Annotated in this window: 15 protein-coding genes; 7 read left to right on the plus strand and 8 right to left on the minus strand. The window is 72.1% G+C overall.

Going from position 1 to position 16,677, the window contains the following annotated elements:
• Positions 1 to 75 precede the first annotated feature (75 nt).
• The gene (gene tsaD, locus ACFVIM_RS04640) at positions 76 to 1,149 is read left to right on the plus strand and encodes a tRNA (adenosine(37)-N6)-threonylcarbamoyltransferase complex transferase subunit TsaD (protein WP_384298382.1); all 1,074 of its coding nucleotides are present in this window, start codon (positions 76 to 78) and stop codon (positions 1,147 to 1,149) included.
• A 154-nt stretch (positions 1,150 to 1,303) separates the two neighbouring features.
• Here the strand turns inward: tsaD and aztD are convergent, their stop codons facing one another.
• From aztD to aztB, 4 genes are all read right to left on the minus strand, one after another.
• Positions 1,304 to 2,506: a zinc metallochaperone AztD gene (aztD, locus tag ACFVIM_RS04645; protein ID WP_384298385.1), complete on the minus strand. Its 1,203-nt coding sequence runs from the start codon at positions 2,504 to 2,506 to the stop codon at positions 1,304 to 1,306.
• A gap of 101 nt (positions 2,507 to 2,607) precedes the next feature.
• The gene (aztC, locus tag ACFVIM_RS04650) at positions 2,608 to 3,564 is read right to left on the minus strand and encodes a zinc ABC transporter substrate-binding protein AztC (protein ID WP_384298388.1); all 957 of its coding nucleotides are present in this window, start codon (positions 3,562 to 3,564) and stop codon (positions 2,608 to 2,610) included.
• Entirely contained in the window at positions 3,561 to 4,796 is a 1,236-nt protein-coding gene (locus tag ACFVIM_RS04655) for a hypothetical protein (protein WP_384298390.1), read from the minus strand. The genes aztC and ACFVIM_RS04655 overlap by 4 nt, the downstream gene beginning before the upstream one ends.
• Positions 4,793 to 5,716 carry a zinc ABC transporter permease AztB gene (aztB, locus tag ACFVIM_RS04660; protein ID WP_384298393.1) on the minus strand — a complete coding sequence of 308 codons (924 nt, stop codon included), beginning with the start codon at positions 5,714 to 5,716 and terminating at the stop codon, positions 4,793 to 4,795. The genes ACFVIM_RS04655 and aztB overlap by 4 nt, the downstream gene beginning before the upstream one ends.
• Before the next feature lie 20 nt (positions 5,717 to 5,736).
• On the opposite strand from aztB, the gene aztA reads away from it, so the two are divergent.
• Positions 5,737 to 6,558, plus strand: a complete 822-nt coding sequence (aztA, locus tag ACFVIM_RS04665) for a zinc ABC transporter ATP-binding protein AztA (protein WP_384298395.1) — start codon at positions 5,737 to 5,739, stop codon at positions 6,556 to 6,558.
• 176 nt (positions 6,559 to 6,734) lie between these two features.
• On the opposite strand, the gene ACFVIM_RS04670 is transcribed toward aztA, so the two are convergent.
• Positions 6,735 to 7,118 (minus strand): ArsR/SmtB family transcription factor, encoded by a 384-nt coding sequence (locus tag ACFVIM_RS04670; protein ID WP_384298398.1) that lies wholly within the window; start codon positions 7,116 to 7,118, stop codon positions 6,735 to 6,737.
• 117 nt (positions 7,119 to 7,235) lie between these two features.
• Here ACFVIM_RS04670 and ACFVIM_RS04675 point away from each other — a divergent pair, with 117 nt between their 5' ends.
• Positions 7,236 to 8,519, plus strand: coding sequence for an MFS transporter (locus tag ACFVIM_RS04675; RefSeq protein ID WP_384298429.1), 1,284 nt, complete (start codon positions 7,236 to 7,238; stop codon positions 8,517 to 8,519).
• A 7-nt stretch (positions 8,520 to 8,526) separates the two neighbouring features.
• Here the strand turns inward: ACFVIM_RS04675 and ACFVIM_RS04680 are convergent, their stop codons facing one another.
• The gene (locus ACFVIM_RS04680; RefSeq protein WP_384298401.1) at positions 8,527 to 9,321 is read right to left on the minus strand and encodes a TetR/AcrR family transcriptional regulator; all 795 of its coding nucleotides are present in this window, start codon (positions 9,319 to 9,321) and stop codon (positions 8,527 to 8,529) included.
• Between the two features lie 268 nt (positions 9,322 to 9,589).
• On the opposite strand from ACFVIM_RS04680, the gene ACFVIM_RS04685 reads away from it, so the two are divergent.
• Positions 9,590 to 11,833, plus strand: a complete 2,244-nt coding sequence (locus ACFVIM_RS04685) for an MMPL family transporter (RefSeq protein ID WP_384298404.1) — start codon at positions 9,590 to 9,592, stop codon at positions 11,831 to 11,833.
• Between the two features lie 291 nt (positions 11,834 to 12,124).
• On the opposite strand, the gene ACFVIM_RS04690 is transcribed toward ACFVIM_RS04685, so the two are convergent.
• Together ACFVIM_RS04690 and ACFVIM_RS04695 are read right to left on the minus strand one after the other, a co-directional pair.
• Positions 12,125 to 12,634, minus strand: coding sequence for a hypothetical protein (locus tag ACFVIM_RS04690; RefSeq protein ID WP_384298407.1), 510 nt, complete (start codon positions 12,632 to 12,634; stop codon positions 12,125 to 12,127).
• A gap of 22 nt (positions 12,635 to 12,656) precedes the next feature.
• Positions 12,657 to 13,709, minus strand: a complete 1,053-nt coding sequence (locus tag ACFVIM_RS04695) for a MerR family transcriptional regulator (RefSeq protein ID WP_384298410.1) — start codon at positions 13,707 to 13,709, stop codon at positions 12,657 to 12,659.
• Positions 13,710 to 14,495: 786 nt separating this feature from the next.
• On the opposite strand from ACFVIM_RS04695, the gene dhaK reads away from it, so the two are divergent.
• The 3 genes from dhaK to ACFVIM_RS04710 all read left to right on the plus strand — a co-directional run bounded on the left by dhaK (position 14,496) and on the right by ACFVIM_RS04710 (position 16,619).
• Positions 14,496 to 15,488, plus strand: coding sequence for a dihydroxyacetone kinase subunit DhaK (dhaK, locus tag ACFVIM_RS04700; protein ID WP_384298413.1), 993 nt, complete (start codon positions 14,496 to 14,498; stop codon positions 15,486 to 15,488).
• Positions 15,489 to 15,521: 33 nt separating this feature from the next.
• Positions 15,522 to 16,127, plus strand: a complete 606-nt coding sequence (dhaL, locus tag ACFVIM_RS04705) for a dihydroxyacetone kinase subunit DhaL (RefSeq protein WP_384298416.1) — start codon at positions 15,522 to 15,524, stop codon at positions 16,125 to 16,127.
• Positions 16,128 to 16,208: 81 nt separating this feature from the next.
• On the plus strand, positions 16,209 to 16,619 hold the full coding sequence (locus ACFVIM_RS04710) for a PTS-dependent dihydroxyacetone kinase phosphotransferase subunit DhaM (RefSeq protein ID WP_384298419.1): 411 nt from the start codon (positions 16,209 to 16,211) through the stop codon (positions 16,617 to 16,619).
• Positions 16,620 to 16,677: the final 58 nt, after the last annotated feature.

Raw genomic sequence — 16,677 nt, forward strand, 5'->3', positions numbered from 1 at the left:
AAGGAACGGCGGAGGCTTTGTTGCAACTCGTGTGCAACTACACTGACCCCGCGATATGAGTGCGAGGGAGTCTTTATGTCCACAGGGCGCATCGTTCTCGGGATCGAGTCGTCGTGCGATGAGACCGGAGCCGGGATCGTGTCGGAGGGGCGGCTGCTCGCCCATGTGGTGGCGTCGAGCATGGACGAGCACGCCCGGTTCGGCGGGGTGGTGCCGGAGATCGCCGCCCGGGCCCACCTCCAGTCGTTCAATCCGGTGGTGCGGGAGGCCCTGGACCAGGCGGGGCTGCGGCTGTCCGACCTCGACGCGGTCGCCGTGACCACCGGGCCGGGTCTGTCGGGAGCGCTCCAGGTGGGGCTGGCGGGAGCCAAGGGGCTCGCGTACGCGGCGGGAGTGCCGCTGTACGGGGTGCACCACCTGGCCGGGCATGTCGCGGCCGACACCCTGGAGCACGGCCCGCTGCCCAATCCCTGTGTGGTGCTGATCGTCTCCGGCGGTCACACCTCGCTGCTGCTGGTGCGGGATCTCGTCCGGGATCCGATCCTGCATCTGGGTGACACGGTCGATGACGCGGCGGGTGAGTGCTTCGACAAGGTGGCCCGGGTCTTCGGGCTGCCCTATCCGGGCGGTCCGGCGATCGACCGGGCCGCCCGGGAGGGGAATCCGTGCGCGGTGGCGTTCCCGCGCCCGCTGACCGGGCCGCGCGACGATCCGTACGCGTTCTCCTTCTCCGGGCTGAAGACCGCCGCCGCGCGCTGGGCCGAGAAGCACCGGCTGGCGGGCGAGGAACTGCCGGTGGCCGACGGCGCCGCCGCGCTCCAGGAAGCCGTCGCGGACGTGCTGACCCGTAAGGCGCTGGCCGCGTGCCGGGCGTACGGGGTCTCGACGCTGGTGGTGGTCGGCGGGGTGGCGGCCAACTCACGGGTGCGGGCGCTGGCCGAGGAGCGCTGCGCCGCCGCCGGGGTGGAGCTGCGGGTGCCGCCGCTGACCCTGTGCACCGACAACGGCGCCATGATCGCCGCCGTCGGTGACCTCCTCGTCCGCGCCGACGCCCCGCCGGCCCGGCTGAGCGTGTCGATCGACCCGTCCGCCCCGCTGGAGTACGCCGCCCTGCACCCCGTCGCCGCGTCCGCGGCACGCGTCGGATGAGCGCTCCGTCCGTACGCCGTGCGCCGGGGGACGCGCCGCCGGAGCACCACGCGGGCGGAGCGAAGGTGTACGCGGAGGCGTTCGCCGGACCCCCGAGCGCCCGTGCCGTCGGGCGGACGAGGGCCCGGCCAACGGTGTGCCGGGGGCTGGGTGGTCAGTGGTGCGCGGTGACGCCGGTCAGCTCGTTGGTCGCCTTCGGCAGGGTGACGGTCGCCTGCTTCCGGCCCGACGCGATGTCGAAGGCGTGCAGCTGGCGCTTGGCGGGTTCACTGACGTAGGCGGTGTGGCCGCGGACGAAGAGGACGGGCCGGGGCTGCTGCCAGTCCAGGGGTTCCCGCCACGCTCCGACCGCCGGAACGCTCCTGGTGACCTTGGCCTTCTCGGGATCGATGACGTGCAGGGCGCCGTCCGTGCCGAGAACGAGCGCCTCGCCGTGCGGGCCGCGGGCCAGGGAGCGGAACGAGTAACTGGTGCCGAGGTCCACCAGGCGCATCGTGCCGGTGCGGGTGTCGATGAGGGAGACGCGCTCGGGGCGTTCGCGTTCCGCGTCGGGATCGGTCTTGTAGTCGCCGAGGAGGATCGGGGAGGCGTCGCTTCCGGCCTGGTTGCCGATACGGCCGTACGGGTCGGGGGATGTGACCTTGGTGAACGCGCCGCCCTGGTAGATCAGGGCGCCGTCCTCGCAGCCGACGGCGACCGCCTCGCCCTGGGCGGCGGCTTCGCCGTGGACGCCGGGGCAGTTCTCGCTGCGGGCCGTCTCCTTGCCGTTCTTGTCGAGGACGAGGGCGCCGGTGCGCTTCTCGTCGTCGCCGACGGTGGTGAGGAGTTCGCCGTTCCTCAGCTCGACGGCCACTCCGTGGTGGGGCTTGTCGGTGGTGTGGGTGCGTCCCCCGGGCTTGGTACCGGTGGCGAGGTCGTCCGGGTCGAAGACATGGATCTCGCCGGTGCCGTCGGTGAAGAGGATGGTCTTGCCCGCGTGCCGGACGACATGGCCGGGCTTGGCGCCCGTGAACTCGACACCGGTCAGGGCCCCCGCGGAGGTGTCGAGGACACGGAAGCCGGAGTCGGTGGAGACCATGACATGGGTGTCGTCTCCAGCGGGGTTGACCCGGTTGAAGCCGGGCAGGACGACCGTCCTGGCCGGCTTCAGGGTCCGGCCGTCCAGGATGTAGAGGCCGCCGTCGAAGGTGGCGACCAAGGGGTCCGTCACCGCGAGGGGCGTGCTGTCCGGTTTCTTGCCGGCCGCCGTGGCCTGGGTATCCGCCGCTTTCTCCGCGCCGCAGGCGGTCAGGGCCAGGGTGGCGGCGAGGGCGAACGCGGCACCGGTGGTGGTGCGGCGGCGTGCGGTTGTTCTCACTGCGGTGTTCCTCTCTTCGCCGCTGGGTGCGGCGTGGGGCCGCGGGTTCGCGGCACGGTCGTGCGTCCCCGCCCGGGCCGTTCGGTCCCCGGGCGGGTCCGTCAGCCTGTGGTGAGGCCGTTGGTCAGGGCCTCGGTGTTGGCCCGCATCATCGACAGGTAGGTGTCCGCTCCGCCTCCCTCCTCGGTCAGTGACTCGGAGTAGAGCTCGACGACGCGCACATCGCCGCCCATCTCCTCGCGCAGGACCTCGGCCAGGCGCTGGGGGCGCGAGGAGTCGGCGAAGATGGTCCGTACGCCCGCGTCCCGCATCGCCCGGGTGAGGGAGTGCAGGTCGGACGAGCTGGGCGAGGCGAGTGTGGTGCCGCTGGGGATGACGGCCCCGATGACACGGAAGCCGAAGCGGTCGGCGAGGTAGCCGAAGACGTGATGGTTGGTCACCAGGGCCCGGCGGTCCTCGGGGACGCGCTCGAAGGACCGGGTCATCCAGGTGGTGAGGTCGGCGAGCTGTCGTTCGTAGCGCAGCGCGTTGGCCCGCACGGCGTTCCGGTCGACACCGTCCACATGCTCGGTGATCCGGTCCGCGATCAGACGGGCGGCCTTGCGCACCCGGTCGGGGTCGGTCCAGAAGTGCGGGTCGGGCGCTCCCTGTTCGCCCTGGCTGCCGCTGTCGGCGGACCGGTAGGTGAGCGGGTCGGCGGCGGCTCCGGCCTCGAAGACGGGTACACCGGCCCGGCGGGCATTGCCGACGTGCCGCAGCACGTTCTCCTCCAGCCCGAGTCCGTTGAACACCACGAGGTCGGCCTGTTCGAGGGTGGCCGCCTCGGCGGCGGACAGCCCGAAGGAGTGGGGATCGGCGTTGGGCCGCATCAGGACGGTGACCTCGGCCTCGGCTCCGGCGATCTCGCGGGTGATGTCGCCGAGGATGTTGGTGGTGACCACGATCCGCGGCCGGTCCTCGCCGCTGGAGCAGGCCGGGAGCAGCAGGAGTCCGGGGAGGACTCCGAGCAGGAGCAGCAGGGCACGGCGGTACGGATGCCGGGTGGTTCCGGTGGTCATCGGCCGGTCTCCACCATCAGGTCCGGGCGGATGTCCAGATCGAAGGAGCGGGCGATCCGCAGGGAGTCGTTGTAGTCGATCTCGGTGATCCGGCGGCCCTTCGGGTCGCTGACGTAGGCACGGCTGTGGTCGACGGCGATCTCCGGCGCTCCGGCGGCACCGGCGCGGACGCCCGGACGGGAGGGGGCGGCACCGAGGGCGGCCTCGGCGGTGCGCGCGCCGGTCCCGATGTCGAAGCCGCGCAGGGTGCCGTCGGTGCCCAGGGCGAGCAGGGGGGCGCCCTCGCCCGCGGTGTTGGCGGCGAGCACGGGGCCCGTCCGCACCCGCTTCCAGCTGCGTTCGGTCACGTCCAGGACCCAGACGGCGTTCTCTCCGGCCAGGGCCGTGAGGGTGTCGCCGCCGGGCCGGGAACGGAAGTCGCGGGCCCGCTCGTGCGCGGGCACGTCCTCGGCGTAGGGAATGCGGACCGCCGAGAACGTCTCACCGTGGGCCCGGATGAGCAGGGCTCCGTCCGCGCAGCCGAGGACGACGCCCCGGCGGGTCACGGCGTCACCGCGCGGGTCACGGCAGGGGGCCGTCAGTGACGCCTTGGCCCGGCCCTGGCGGTCGAGCACCGCTATCGCGGTCGCTCCGGGCCCGGGGACGGCCAGGAGGTTCTCCCGGAAGGGGAGCACGGCGGTATGCCGTCCGGGCAGGCTCCGGGCCGCTCCCGTTCTGCCCCGCTCCAGGTCGCCGCGGCGGTGGAGTGTCGTCCCGCGGCCCGGGGTCGTCACGGCGGTCAGGCTCTCGTCGCCGCCGGTCCGGGCGGCTCCGCGGGTGGCGATCCGGCCGACGGCGCGGATGTCCGCGCGGTAGTAGTGGACGTGGTCGCCGTGGTCCACCATCCAGGCGCCGGTGTCGAGGACGGAGACGCCGCCGGGGCTGTGGATGTAGCCGAACCGGCCGTCGGTGGTCAGGGCGGTGGCGCCCTTGACCGGCGGAACGGTGTGACGCTTCCCGGTGATCAGGTCGAGGACACGGGTCCGGCCGGTGGCGGACTCGCTCACGACGAGACGTGACTGCTGTTCGGCCGATTCCTCGGCCCCTTCGACATAGCCGTGCGGTGTCGGGTCCGGTGGTCCTGGCCTGCTGCCGGACGCGCCGCCCGCCGTGCATCCGGCCGCGAGGGCGGCGGTGAGGGCGAGGGCGATCGGGGCACGGCGCCGGGCCGGGACCCTGGTGCGGATGGTCACGAGTCGTGGGCTCCCATATCTGCTGCGGGTCGGGGGGTGGGGACCGCGGGGTGCTCAGGTCCGGCGGACCGGGGCGCCCCGGCGGTCGCCGCGGGTCGGTGTGCCCAGCGGGAGCGGAGCGCCGCGGCGGTGCGGGAGAGGAAGAACTGGGCGACGGCGAGCACCGCGATCGTGGCGCCCGCGGCGGTGTCGAGGTGCCAGGACAGGAGCAGTCCGAGGAAGGTGGCGCTCGCCCCGAGCAGCGCCGCTCCGGCCATGACGGCGGGCACGCCGCGCGCCCACGGGAGCATGGCGGCGGGTGGGGCGATGAGCAGGCCGAGGACGAGCAGGGTCCCCACGATGTGGAACGAGGCGACGATCGCCAGGGTCAGCAGCCCCAGGAGTACGGCGTGGGCCCAGCGCGGGCGCAGCCCCAGGGTGTGGGCCTTGCGTTCGTCGAAGGCGAGGGCGAGGAAGGCCCGGTGGCCCAGCGCGGTGACGGTCGCCGCCATGCCGAGGGCGAGGGCCAGGACGAGCAGGTCGTCCCGGCCCACGGCGAGGACGTCCCCGAAGAGGAAGCCGGTCAGGTCGACGGCGAAGGACTGGGACCGGGACACGATGATGACGCCCAGGGAGAGCATCCCCACATAGAGCAGTCCGATGCTGGTGTCCTGGGAGAGGCGCGGGGTCCGCCCGATGAGGGTCACCCCGGTCGCCATCACGGCGGCGCTCGCCGTGGCTCCCACCAGGGGGCTGCCTCCGAGCAGGACCGCGACCGCGACGCCCGGGAGCAGGCCGTGGGACATCGCGTCACCGAGGAAGGCCATCCCCCGGAGCACCACCCAGGTACCGGCGAGCGCCGTGACGGCGGACACCAACAACCCTGCCACCAGGGCTCTTTGCACAAAGGTCACCTCAAAGGGACCGCTCAGCCACTCCATGCGGCAACACTATAATGAAAATGATTATCACTACAGATGGGATTTCCGCCGTGCCTCCTCTCCCCCACCCCCGGGTCCGCCTCACGGCGGTCGACGCCGGATACGGCCGCCGACCGGTGCTGCGCGAAGTCACCCTGGACGTACCGGCGTTGGGCGTCACCTCGCTGACCGGCCCGAACGGCAGCGGCAAGTCGACCCTCCTGGGCGTCCTCGCCGGAGTGATCCGCCCCACAGCGGGAACCGTGCGCCACGGCAGCGGTCACGCGCCCGCCTTCGTCCCGCAGCGCAGCACCGCCGGGGACGCGCTCCCGCTGACCGTCCGGCGAACCGTGGAGATGGGCCGCTGGTACGCCCGCGGCCCCTGGCGGCGCCTGACCAGCGGCGACCACGACGCCGTGGACGAAGCGCTGGAGCGCCTGGGCATCGCCCCGCTCGCCGCCCGCCAGCTCGGCGAACTCTCCGGCGGCCAGCGCCAACGCGCCTTCATCGCCCAGGGACTGGCCCAGCGGTCCGACCTGCTGCTTCTCGACGAACCCTGCACGGGGCTCGACCCCGAGGCACGGCAGGGCATCGAGCACCTGCTCGCCGACATCGCCGCCGAGGGCACCACCGTCGTCCAGGCCACCCACGACCTGACGGCGGCGCGCGCCGGGCAGCACTGCCTGCTCCTGCGCGACGGACGACTGGAGGCGGCGGGAGCCCCGGCCGACGTACTGCCCCCCGCGCGAACGGCCGGGCCGTCGACCTCAGCCCTCGGGAGAACGCCTGGAAGGACACCCGCTGCCGCCGCCGGTCCCCCCGCGCGGAGTTCCGCGCCCGCGACCCGAAGACCCCGGGGGTGATCATCGAGGGCGGTCCGGTCCGGCGGGTGTTCACCGAGGAGGGCTGGATCCGGCGGAACATCCCCGGGCCGGACCGCACGCACGCCCGGTACGGGCTACCCGTCGCAGCCGTACGTCAGGCCCTCGGCTCCGGTCACGGCGCCCTGTCATCGACGAGTACGGCGGGGTGAGCGCGCTCAGTCGTGGGGCGCCTGCCCGCTGACCCGGTGGTCGGCGTAGCTGAGCGCCTCCAGGACGAGTCGGCGCAGATGTCCGTCGCGAAGGCGGTAGACGACATGGCGGCCCTCACGGCGGGTCTCCACCAGCCCGGCCAGCCGCAGTTTCGCCAGGTGCTGGCTGACGGCGGTCCGGGAGGCGCCGCACCGGGCGGCGAGCGATCCGACATCGGACTCGTCCTGGGCGAGCAGCCAGAGCAGATGCAGCCGGGTCGCGTCGGCGGCCATGGCGAAGACCTCGGCCGCCTGCGCGAGCCGGGCCGGGTCGGGGGCCCGCAGATGCGTCCCCTCCGGCACCGGCAGATGCGTATAGGTCGCAGCTGGGACAGGTTCGCGGTCGGCCATGGCCACAGCTTAGGGGCAGATTCCGGCCGCCGGAATTTATATGTGCACAGATGCGCACATGAGATTACGATGGAGGGGTCCGCAGAGCCCGCCCGTCGGCCCGTCGAGGAGCGCCGGATGCTGTCCGTGCTGCGCAACCGCACCTACCGCCATCTGTTCGCCGCCCAGGTGATCGCCCTGACCGGCACCGGCCTGGCGACCGTGGCCCTGGGACTGCTCGCGTACGACATCGCGGGCGCGGACGCCGGCGCGGTGCTCGGCACCGCCCTGACGATCAAGATGGGCGCCTATGTGCTGATCGCCCCGGCGATCGGCGCGGCGGCCGACCGGCTGCCGCGCCGGGCCCTGATGGTGGGCTCGGACCTGATACGCGGCGGTACCGCCCTGGCCCTGCCGTTCGTCACCGAGGTCTGGCAGGTCTACGCCCTGATCTTCCTGCTCCAGGCCGCGTCCGCCGCCTTCACCCCCACCTTCCAGGCCACCATCCCCGATGTCCTGCCCGCCGAACGCGACTACACCCGGGCCCTGTCGCTCTCCCGCCTCGCCTACGACCTGGAGAGCCTCTTCAGCCCCGCCCTCGCCGCGGCGCTCCTCACCGTGATCACCGACAACGGGCTCTTCTACGGAACCGTGGCGGGCTTCGCCGCCTCCGCCGCCCTGGTCGCCTCGGCCGTCCTGCCCAGACCCGCCCCCGCCCCGCGCACCGGCGGTCCGTACGCCCGCGCCACCGCGGGCACCCGTCTCTTCCTCGCCGTACCGCAGCTGCGGTCCCTGCTGGCGCTCAACCTCGCCGTCGCGGCGGCGGGCGCCATGGTCACCGTCAACACCGTCGTCTACGTCCGCGCCGAACTCGGCCGCAGCGCCGGTGACGTGGCCCTGGCGCTCGGCGCGTACGGGGCCGGATCCATGATCGCCGCCCTGCTGCTGCCCCGTCTCCTCGACCGGACCGGGGACCGTACGGTCATGCTGCGCGGCGGCCTCCTCCTCACCCCCGTCTTCGCCGGACTCGCCCTGATCACCACGGCGGACGGCGGCGCCTGGCGCTGGCCCGCGCTCCTGGCCTCCTGGGCGGCCTTCGGCGCCGCCGCCTCCCTCGTCCTCACCCCCACCGGGCGGCTGATCCGCCGCTCCGCACCCCCCGAGCAGCGCGCCCCCGCCTTCGCCGCCCAGTTCTCCCTCTCCCACGCCGCCTGGCTCCTCACCTACCCGCTGGCCGGCTGGCTCGGCGCGGCGGCCGGACTCTCCTCGGCAGTTCTCGCCCTGGGCGCCATCGCCCTCGCGGCGGGTCTGCTCGCCGTACGGCTGTGGCCCCGCGCGGCCCGGGGCGCCCCGGCATCGGCGCCGGACAGCCCGGTCGTGGGCCGGGAGTACGCGCACAGGGGTACACGCGGCTCCCGCTGATACCGGCTCAGATCGGCTCCGGCACATCGGCACGCTCATCCGCGGCGGGCTCCGTGGCCGATGTGCCCGGTGCGGCGGCGGGTATCCGGCTGCGCACGTCCTCCACCATGTTCCGCATCCCCATGCGGAAGATCTCGGCCTGGTGCCCACCGAGGAACACGGTGTGCCCGGACACCTCCAGGACGACGAGGCCGTGCAGGTGGCCCCACGCGTTCAGAAGGAGGGCGACCGCGGGGGGCGGCAGTGCCCCCAGGCCGTCCGGCGGGAACTGGGCCAGATGCGCGCGCAGCGAGGGCGACAGCGGCGGATGGTCGGCCGCCGCCAGCTGGGCCTGGGTGAACCCTTCGAACATCACACACTGGAAGATCCGGCTCATGCGGATCATCGCCCGGGTGGTCGGCCCGTCGGCGGGTGCCTCGTACTGCCGCAGCGGCGTTCCGTAGATGAGCTGGAACCGCTCGGGGTGGGTGACGGCCCAGTGCCGGTATGCCTCGGCCGCGACCAGGACGCGCGGCGGATCCGAACCCTCCGCCGCGGTGTCGACGGCGGCCTGCACGGCGTCCGCCATGTCGTCGTACGCCTTGACGATGAGGGCCGTGAGGAGATCGGCCCAGCTCGGAAAGTAGTGGTAGAGCGCCTGGACGGTCATGCCGAGGTCCCGGGCGACCGCGCGCAGGGACAGGGACGCGGGACCGTTCTCGACGATGTGGCGCTCGGCGGCGTCCACGATCTCCTGAACGGCGGCCGCGCGGCGGCGCTCGCGCAGGGAGGGGCGCGTCTTCGCGTGTTCTTCGGCGGGCATACCGCGACCCTACCCACGCGAGCGCCGCCGAGTCTGGCAGGGCCAAAAGAGGTTGTAGCTCGTCAGAAAAATCTAACACTGCCAAGCCCTCTATATCCCCGCTAGCTTCGGTCGCGGCGACGAGGAGTCCGACAGCGGGTCCAGCCGCGTCCGCTGTGCCGAAGGGTCCGCGCGGACCAGCACGCCCACAGCCCTCCCCGGACCGGCTCAGCCCGCCTGATCTCGTTCGCCCGGACCTCAGTACCACCGCGCTCAAGGGAGACCACACGTGTTTGAACGCCTGGCCGAACTGGTGATCCACCGGTCCCGGCTGATACTCGTCGGCGCCGTCGTGGCTGTGGCACTCATGGGTGTCGCGGGCGCCGGCGCCTTCGACAAGCTCCTGGGAGGCGGCTTCGACGACCCGGCCTCGGAGTCCACCCGGGCGGGGAAGGTCATCGGCGAGAAGTTCGGCGGGGAGACGAACCTGGTCCTGCTGGTCCGTGCCCCCGAGGGCCGCGTCGACGCCTCGGACGCCCGGGAGCACGGCCGGGCCCTGGTCGCCGAACTGCGGAAGGAGCGGGGCCTGGAGAACGTGATCTCGTACTGGGACGCGGACAACCCCGACCTCCGCTCCGAGGACGGCCGCGAAGCCCTCGTACTCGCCCATGTGAAGGGTGACGAGACCGAGCAGGACGCGAACGCCAAGAGCATCATCGAGACCTACACCGGGGAGTACGAAGGGGCTCTGACGGTCCGGGCGGGCGGCGGCACCGCCGTGGGCGACGAGATCGGGACCCAGGTGGGGAAGGACCTGATCCTGGCCGAGGCCATCGCCGTCCCCATCACCCTCGTACTCCTCCTGTTCGTCTTCGGCAGTGTGGTCGCGGCCCTGCTTCCGCTGGCGATCGGGGTCTTCGCCGTCATGGGGACGTTCGCCGAGCTGTTCCTGCTGGGCAGCGTCACCGACGTCTCCGTCTTCGCGATCAACCTGACCACCGCGCTGGGTCTCGGTCTCGGCATCGACTACGCCCTGCTGATGGTCAGCCGGTTCCGCGAGCAACTCGCCGCCGGGGAGTCGGTGGAGGACGCCGTCCGGCTGACGGTGCACACCGCGGGTCGTACGGTCGCCTTCTCAGCCGCGACCGTGGCGGCCGCGCTCGCCGCACTCCTGGTCTTCCCGCAGTACTTCCTGCGCTCCTTCGGATACGCCGGTATCGGCGTCGTCCTCATCGCCGCCGTCAGCACCCTGTTCGTGATGCCGGCCCTCTTCGTCGTCCTCGGGCACCGGGTCAACAGCGGGCGGCTGCCGTGGGTGAACCCGGCACGCGCCGACAGCCCAGGGCGCGTCTGGGGACGGCTGGCCCGCACCGTCATGCGGCGTCCCGCCCTCACCGCGCTGCCCGTGCTCGCCGTCCTGGTCCTCGCCGCGAGCCCGCTGCTGGGCATCACCTTCGGCACGCCGGACGAACGCGTGCTCCCCCAGGACGCCCAGAGCCGTCAGGTCGCCTCGGTCCTGGCGGAGAAGTTCAACGGCAGCGACGAAGCGGCCCTCCACGTCGTCATCGACGGGCCCGTGAACACGACCTCCCTGCGTGCGTACGCGCGCGCTCTCTCCGAACTCGACGGCGTCGCCCGCGTCGAGACCAGCACCGGAACCACCACCGGCGGACGGTCCGTGGCGGACGGCACCGGCAATGCCGCCCTCGGCCGCCCGGACGCGCAGCGCGTCAACGTCGTCAGCGCCCTGGCACCGGCGTCGGACGAGGCGCAGGACCTGGTCGAGCGGGTACGGGCGGTCACTCCGCCCGACGGGACGCGACCGCTGGTGGGCGGCGCCGACGCCGCGCTCGTCGACTCCAAGGACTCCATCGGCGGCCAGCTTCCGCTCGCGGTGGCCCTGGTCGCGCTCACCACCTTCCTGCTGTTGTTCCTCTTCACCGGGAGCATCGTCCAGCCGCTGCGCGCGCTGGTCCTCAACCTGGTCAGCCTGGGGGCCACCCTCGGCGTCATGACCTGGATCTTCCAGGACGGGAACCTCTCCTCGGTGCTCGGCTTCACCGCACAGCCCATGCCGGTGACGATGACCGTGCTGATGTTCTGCGTCGCCTTCGGCCTCTCCATGGACTACGAGGTGTTCGTCACCAGCCGGATCAAGGAACTCCATGATCTGGGCGAGGACAACGAGTCCGCCGTGGCCAACGGCCTCGGTCGTACGGGACGCATCGTCAGCGCCGCGGCCTGCCTGCTCGCCGTCACCTTCTTCGCCTTCGGGACGGCCGAGCTCAGCTTCCTCCAGGTGTTCGGGCTGGGCAGCGGGCTGGCCATCCTCATCGACGCCGTCGCCGTACGCGGTGTCCTGGTCCCCGCCGCGATGCGCCTGCTCGGCCGCTCGGCCTGGTACGCGCCCCGCTTCCTGCGCGGGTTCCACGATCGGTACGGCCTCAGCGAGACCGGCCCCGCGCCCCGGAACGCGGCCGTGCCGGAGCCCGCGACCGTGGCGCCGTACCCGAAGGACCGGACCGGGGTCTGACCGGACCGAACAGGACCCATGGCCGTGCCCTCCTCCGCCTGCCCGAGGAGGGCACGGCCGTGCCGGGGCGGCACCCTGAACGGAACACTTGGGCGCCGCCCCAGGCCCGCACCCTGCCTCTGGTCGCCCCCACCAAGGGGGCGGGCGAGGTCGCTGGCGCCGGTCGGGCGGGAAGCCCGGCGTGCAGCCCCCGTTCTCCGACCCCCTCACCTACTCCGCGACCGTCAACCGGGACGGAGCGCTCGGGCCTTGTGCGACATCGCTCGATGGTGAGGGGTGCGTTCTAGTGCGTCACGCGGCGGAACCGGGCGCGGAGGCTCGCCGTGACCGGTCCCGCCCGGCGATGGCCTCGGCGACCTCGTGGATGGTGCCACGCAGAAGGTCACCGTAGGGACCCTGAGGAAGGCTGGGGGTGTGTGCTTTTGCCGCGTTGATGTGCTCGGTGGCGGCTTCGAAGGAGCCGAGCCGACGGTAGTTGTCGGCGAGGTTGAGGTGCAGGGAGGGGTAGAAGCCGGCGATGTGGAGGCCGGCGTGATGCTCCTGGACTCGCTGCTCGGTCACGGCATCGGCAGCGTCCAGGGCCCGGACGTCCCAGGCGAGGGCCTGGGCGGGATCTTCGTAGAGATCTGCCAGGTGGTGAGCGAGAGAGCAGCGGTGCAGCGGATCACCGGTGACACCGATCGCGGACCACAGGCCCAGCAGTTTCCGGCGGGCGGAGGCGCCGTCACCGGATCTGCCCTCGGCGACGGCGTGACCGATGGCCTCCATGGTCGGGTCGGAGCTGGCGGGTGCGGTGGTCATGGGCTGTTCCTCGTCGTTTCTCTCAGGCGGAGTGGTCGGACTCGATGGGCATGGCCAGGGTGGTGAGATCCCCGCGGTCGGCGGAGCGGATCGTGACGGGAAGGTCGGGTCCCCGCAGGTCGAGCAAGACATCGGGGCCGATCGCGGTGCTCACGGCGGGATAGAACGTGGTCAGCTCGAACCAGATCTGGAGGGCCCGGCCCGTTACCGTGGCCGGGAGCCAGATGTCCGAGCTGTCGTCATCCGCTGACCGGACGTGCATTCCGTGGTCGGAAACGTGCAGCGTGATGCGCTCCCCGGGCTGGTCTTCCAAGGCTCGCAGGAGCAGCTCCTTCGGCACCGTCACACGGGTCGTGACGTCGCCTAGTGAAGCGAGCATCAGCTGGTAGTCGGGGAATTCCTCGGGCAGCAACCGGCAGTGCCGGTCCTCCCGGTCGGCCACGCGGAGCCAGATTCCGTGCGGCACCGCTTCCAGCCGCACCAGCGGACTGCGGCGGATCTCGGCAACCGCGCCCCGCAGTTCGTTGCCGTGGACCGTGCCGGCCCACGTCTGCCCCGGTGCTTCAGCCGGCACCAGGGTTCGAGTGGAGAGCCGGTATCGGTCCGTCGCGGTCAGGGTGACCGCCTCATAGCTTGCCTCGATACGCAGACCGGCGAGTGCCGGCATCCCGTGCTCATACGCGGTCGCGGTCAGGACCTGCTCGACCGCGTCCGCCAGCACAGGGCCCTTCACCGCAGCAATGGGCAGACCTGGCACGTTGCCGAGCGCGGACTTGATGACAGCAGCCTTCTGCTGCGCGGCCGCCGCCTTCCCGACGACCTTTGCGACATGCTCATCGAGTAGCCGGGATGCCTCATCAGCACCGGAACCAAGTACAGCCTCGACAGTGGTGAGGGGCATGGCGAGCTCGCGGAGCTGACGCAGCACGGTCGCCTGCACCACCTGGTCGGCGCTGTAGTAGCGGTAGCCCGAGACCGGGTCGACCTCGACAGGGGGCAGCAGCCCGGAGTCGGCATAGAACCGCAACGCGCTGGAGGTCAGACCACTGCGTTGGGCGAAGGCCCCGATCGGCATCAACTCATCATGTGGCACCGCGCCATCATCGGGCTTCAACCAACTCGAAGGTCAACACGAGCAGTGACACCAACCTCATGGCCAGCGGCATCCAGGCCTCAGGCAGTCGGCTCTCCCGTTCCTCCACCACGTTGTCGTGGAAGCCGAGAGGCTCCTGCGGTGGTCCTCGCCCCCGAGCCCCGGGCACCCGTCTGGTCCTTCCCGCCGAACACTCGCCCACCTGCGCGGGCACAGCAGCAACGCGAGTCTGGCGCCACAGACTGACCGGTAGCGCGACTGACCAAGCCCTCCAGCACTGTGACACGCGGACGACGGTACGACCCGGCCGGACAGGCGGCCGCGTGGTTCGGACTCGTCCGAAGAGCAGGGCAGTCACATGATCACCAGCAGAGAGAGGCGTCATCCTTCCGGGCGACACCACCACTCCGCCGCACAGAGGAAAGGGGCCATCCCCCACAGCATGTCCCCCCGCCCGGCAACCCCGTCGCGCGGGCGGCGGACCGTCGGGGGAACGGCAAGGCCGACAAGCGAACACAGATCACGACACCACCCTCACAAAGAGGGACTCTCGCCTGATACTGGTCCGAGTGTCCGCGTGTGAAAACCCGAGCTCCACCGCCGAAATTTGATACATCGTCAGAAGAGTCGGCATCAGGTCAGCGAGAGTTCCGCCGAAACCCGCCCCCGACCGCCGTGGAACGCCAAGATCACCAACTGCCCTTATATGCCCTGAGCTGCGAAAACACAGCTCAGGGGTCCATCTGTTCAGCTGCCGAGGAGAGACCGTTGAGGATGCTCATCAATGTTCCCGAGACCGTGGTCGCCGACGCCCTGCGGGGGATGGCCGCCGCCCATCCCGAGCTCCTGGTGGATGTGGAGCACCGGGTGATCGTGCGGCGGGACGCGCCCGTCGCCGGGCAGGTGGCGCTGGTGTCCGGGGGCGGGTCGGGGCACGAGCCGTTGCACGGTGGCTTCGTCGGGCCGGGGATGCTGGCCGCCGCCTGTCCCGGCGAGGTGTTCACCAGCCCCGTACCCGACCAGATGGTGCGGGCCGCGGCGGCCGTGGACAGCGGCCAGGGGGTGGTCTTCGTCATCAAGAACTACACGGGTGACGTCCTCAACTTCGACATGGCCGCCGAGCTGGCGGAGGACGAGGGGATCCGGCTGGGCCGGGTGCTCGTCCACGATGACGTGGCCGTGTCCGACGGCGGGGACACGGCCGGACGGCGAGGCACCGGGGCGACGCTCTTCGTGGAGAAGATCGCCGGTGCCGCCGCCGAGGCCGGGGCCCCGCTGGAGCGGGTGGAGGCGATCGGGCGCCAGGTCAACGATCTCTCGCGCAGCTTCGGGGTCGCCCTCAGCGCCGTCACCACCCCGGCGAAGGGCTCCCCCACCTTCGACCTGCCCGGCGGTGAGCTGGAGCTGGGCATCGGTATCCATGGCGAGCCCGGCCGGGAGCGCCGCCCGATGATGACCGCCCGGGAGATCGCGGACATCAGCGTGGACGCGGTGATCGAGGACCGCGAACCCCGGGGGCCGGTACTCGTCCTGGTGAACGGGATGGGCGCGACTCCCCTGCTGGAGCTGTACGGATACAACGCCGAGGTCCAGCGGGCACTCGCCGAGCGACGGGTGTCCGTCGCCCGTACCCTCGTCGGAAACTATGTGACGTCTCTGGACATGGCAGGCTGTTCGGTAACACTCTGCGAAGTCGATGAGGAGCTGTTGGGACTCTGGGACGCGCCGGTGCGGACCGCCGCGCTCCGCTGGGGTCGCTGAACCACCAGGACCGACTCACCACAGGAGGTTCATGTGCTCGACGCCCGTTTCTTCCGCCGCTGGCTGACGGCGTCCACCGCGCTGGTGGACCGGGAGGCCGACAGACTCACCGAGCTGGACTCGGCCATCGGCGACGCCGACCACGGCAGCAATCTCCAGCGGGGCTTCGCGGCGGTCTCGGCGGCGCTGGAGGAGGAGGCACCCGGGACGCCCGGAGCCGTGCTGGTCCTGGCCGGTCGGACCCTCGTCTCCTCGGTGGGTGGCGCGTCCGGACCGCTGTACGGGACACTCCTGCGGCGCGCGGGCAAGGCACTCGGGGACGCGCCCGAGGTGACACCGGCCCAGTTGGGGGACGCCCTGCGGGCGGGGGTGGCCGCCGTGGCGCAGCTCGGGGGCGCCCGGCCGGGGGACAAGACGATGCTGGACGCCCTGGAGCCCGCGGTGGCCGCGCTGGAGGACACCCTGGACTCGTTCGAGGCGGCCCGGGACGCGGCCGAGAAGGGCGCGCAGGCCACGATCGTGCTCCAGGCCCACAAGGGCAGGGCCAGCTATCTGGGCGAACGCAGCATCGGCCACCAGGATCCCGGGGCGGCGTCCTCCGCTCTCCTGATCGCCGCGCTCGCGGACGCGGCGCGATGAGGGTGACGAGTGGCTCCCCCGCGGGGAGCCCCAGCGGCATCGGCGGAGCGAACGGGCTCCCCATTCCCGGGAGGTGGCGCGATGAGTGAGGACAAGAAGGTCGGCATAGTGCTGGTCTCCCACAGCGCGGCGGTAGCGGAGTCCGTCGCCGCGTTGGCCAGGGGACTCGCGGGCGGTGGCCCGACGGCCCCCGTCGCCGCCGCCGGGGGCACCCCGGACGGCGGGCTCGGGACCAGCTCCGCGCTGATAGCGCGAGCGGCCGAGGCGGTCGACCAGGGCGTGGGGATCGCCGTGCTGGTGGATCTGGGCAGTGCGGTACTCACGGTGAAATCGCTGGTGGCGGAGGGGGACGAGGTTCCGGAAGGAACCCGGCTGATCGACGCGCCCTTCGTGGAGGGCGCGGTCGCCGCGGTGGTCACGGCGTCGGCCGGGGCCAGTCTGGACGCGGTGGAGGCGGCCGCGACAGAGGCGTACTCCTACCGCAAGGAATGAGCCTGGGCGCCTGCCCGGCTCAGGCGCACCGCACGGCGCGAGGGCGGGCCTTCAGGGG

This window comes from Streptomyces sp. NPDC057638 (assembly GCF_042800315.1).
Taxonomy (GTDB): Bacteria; Actinomycetota; Actinomycetes; order Streptomycetales; family Streptomycetaceae; genus Streptomyces.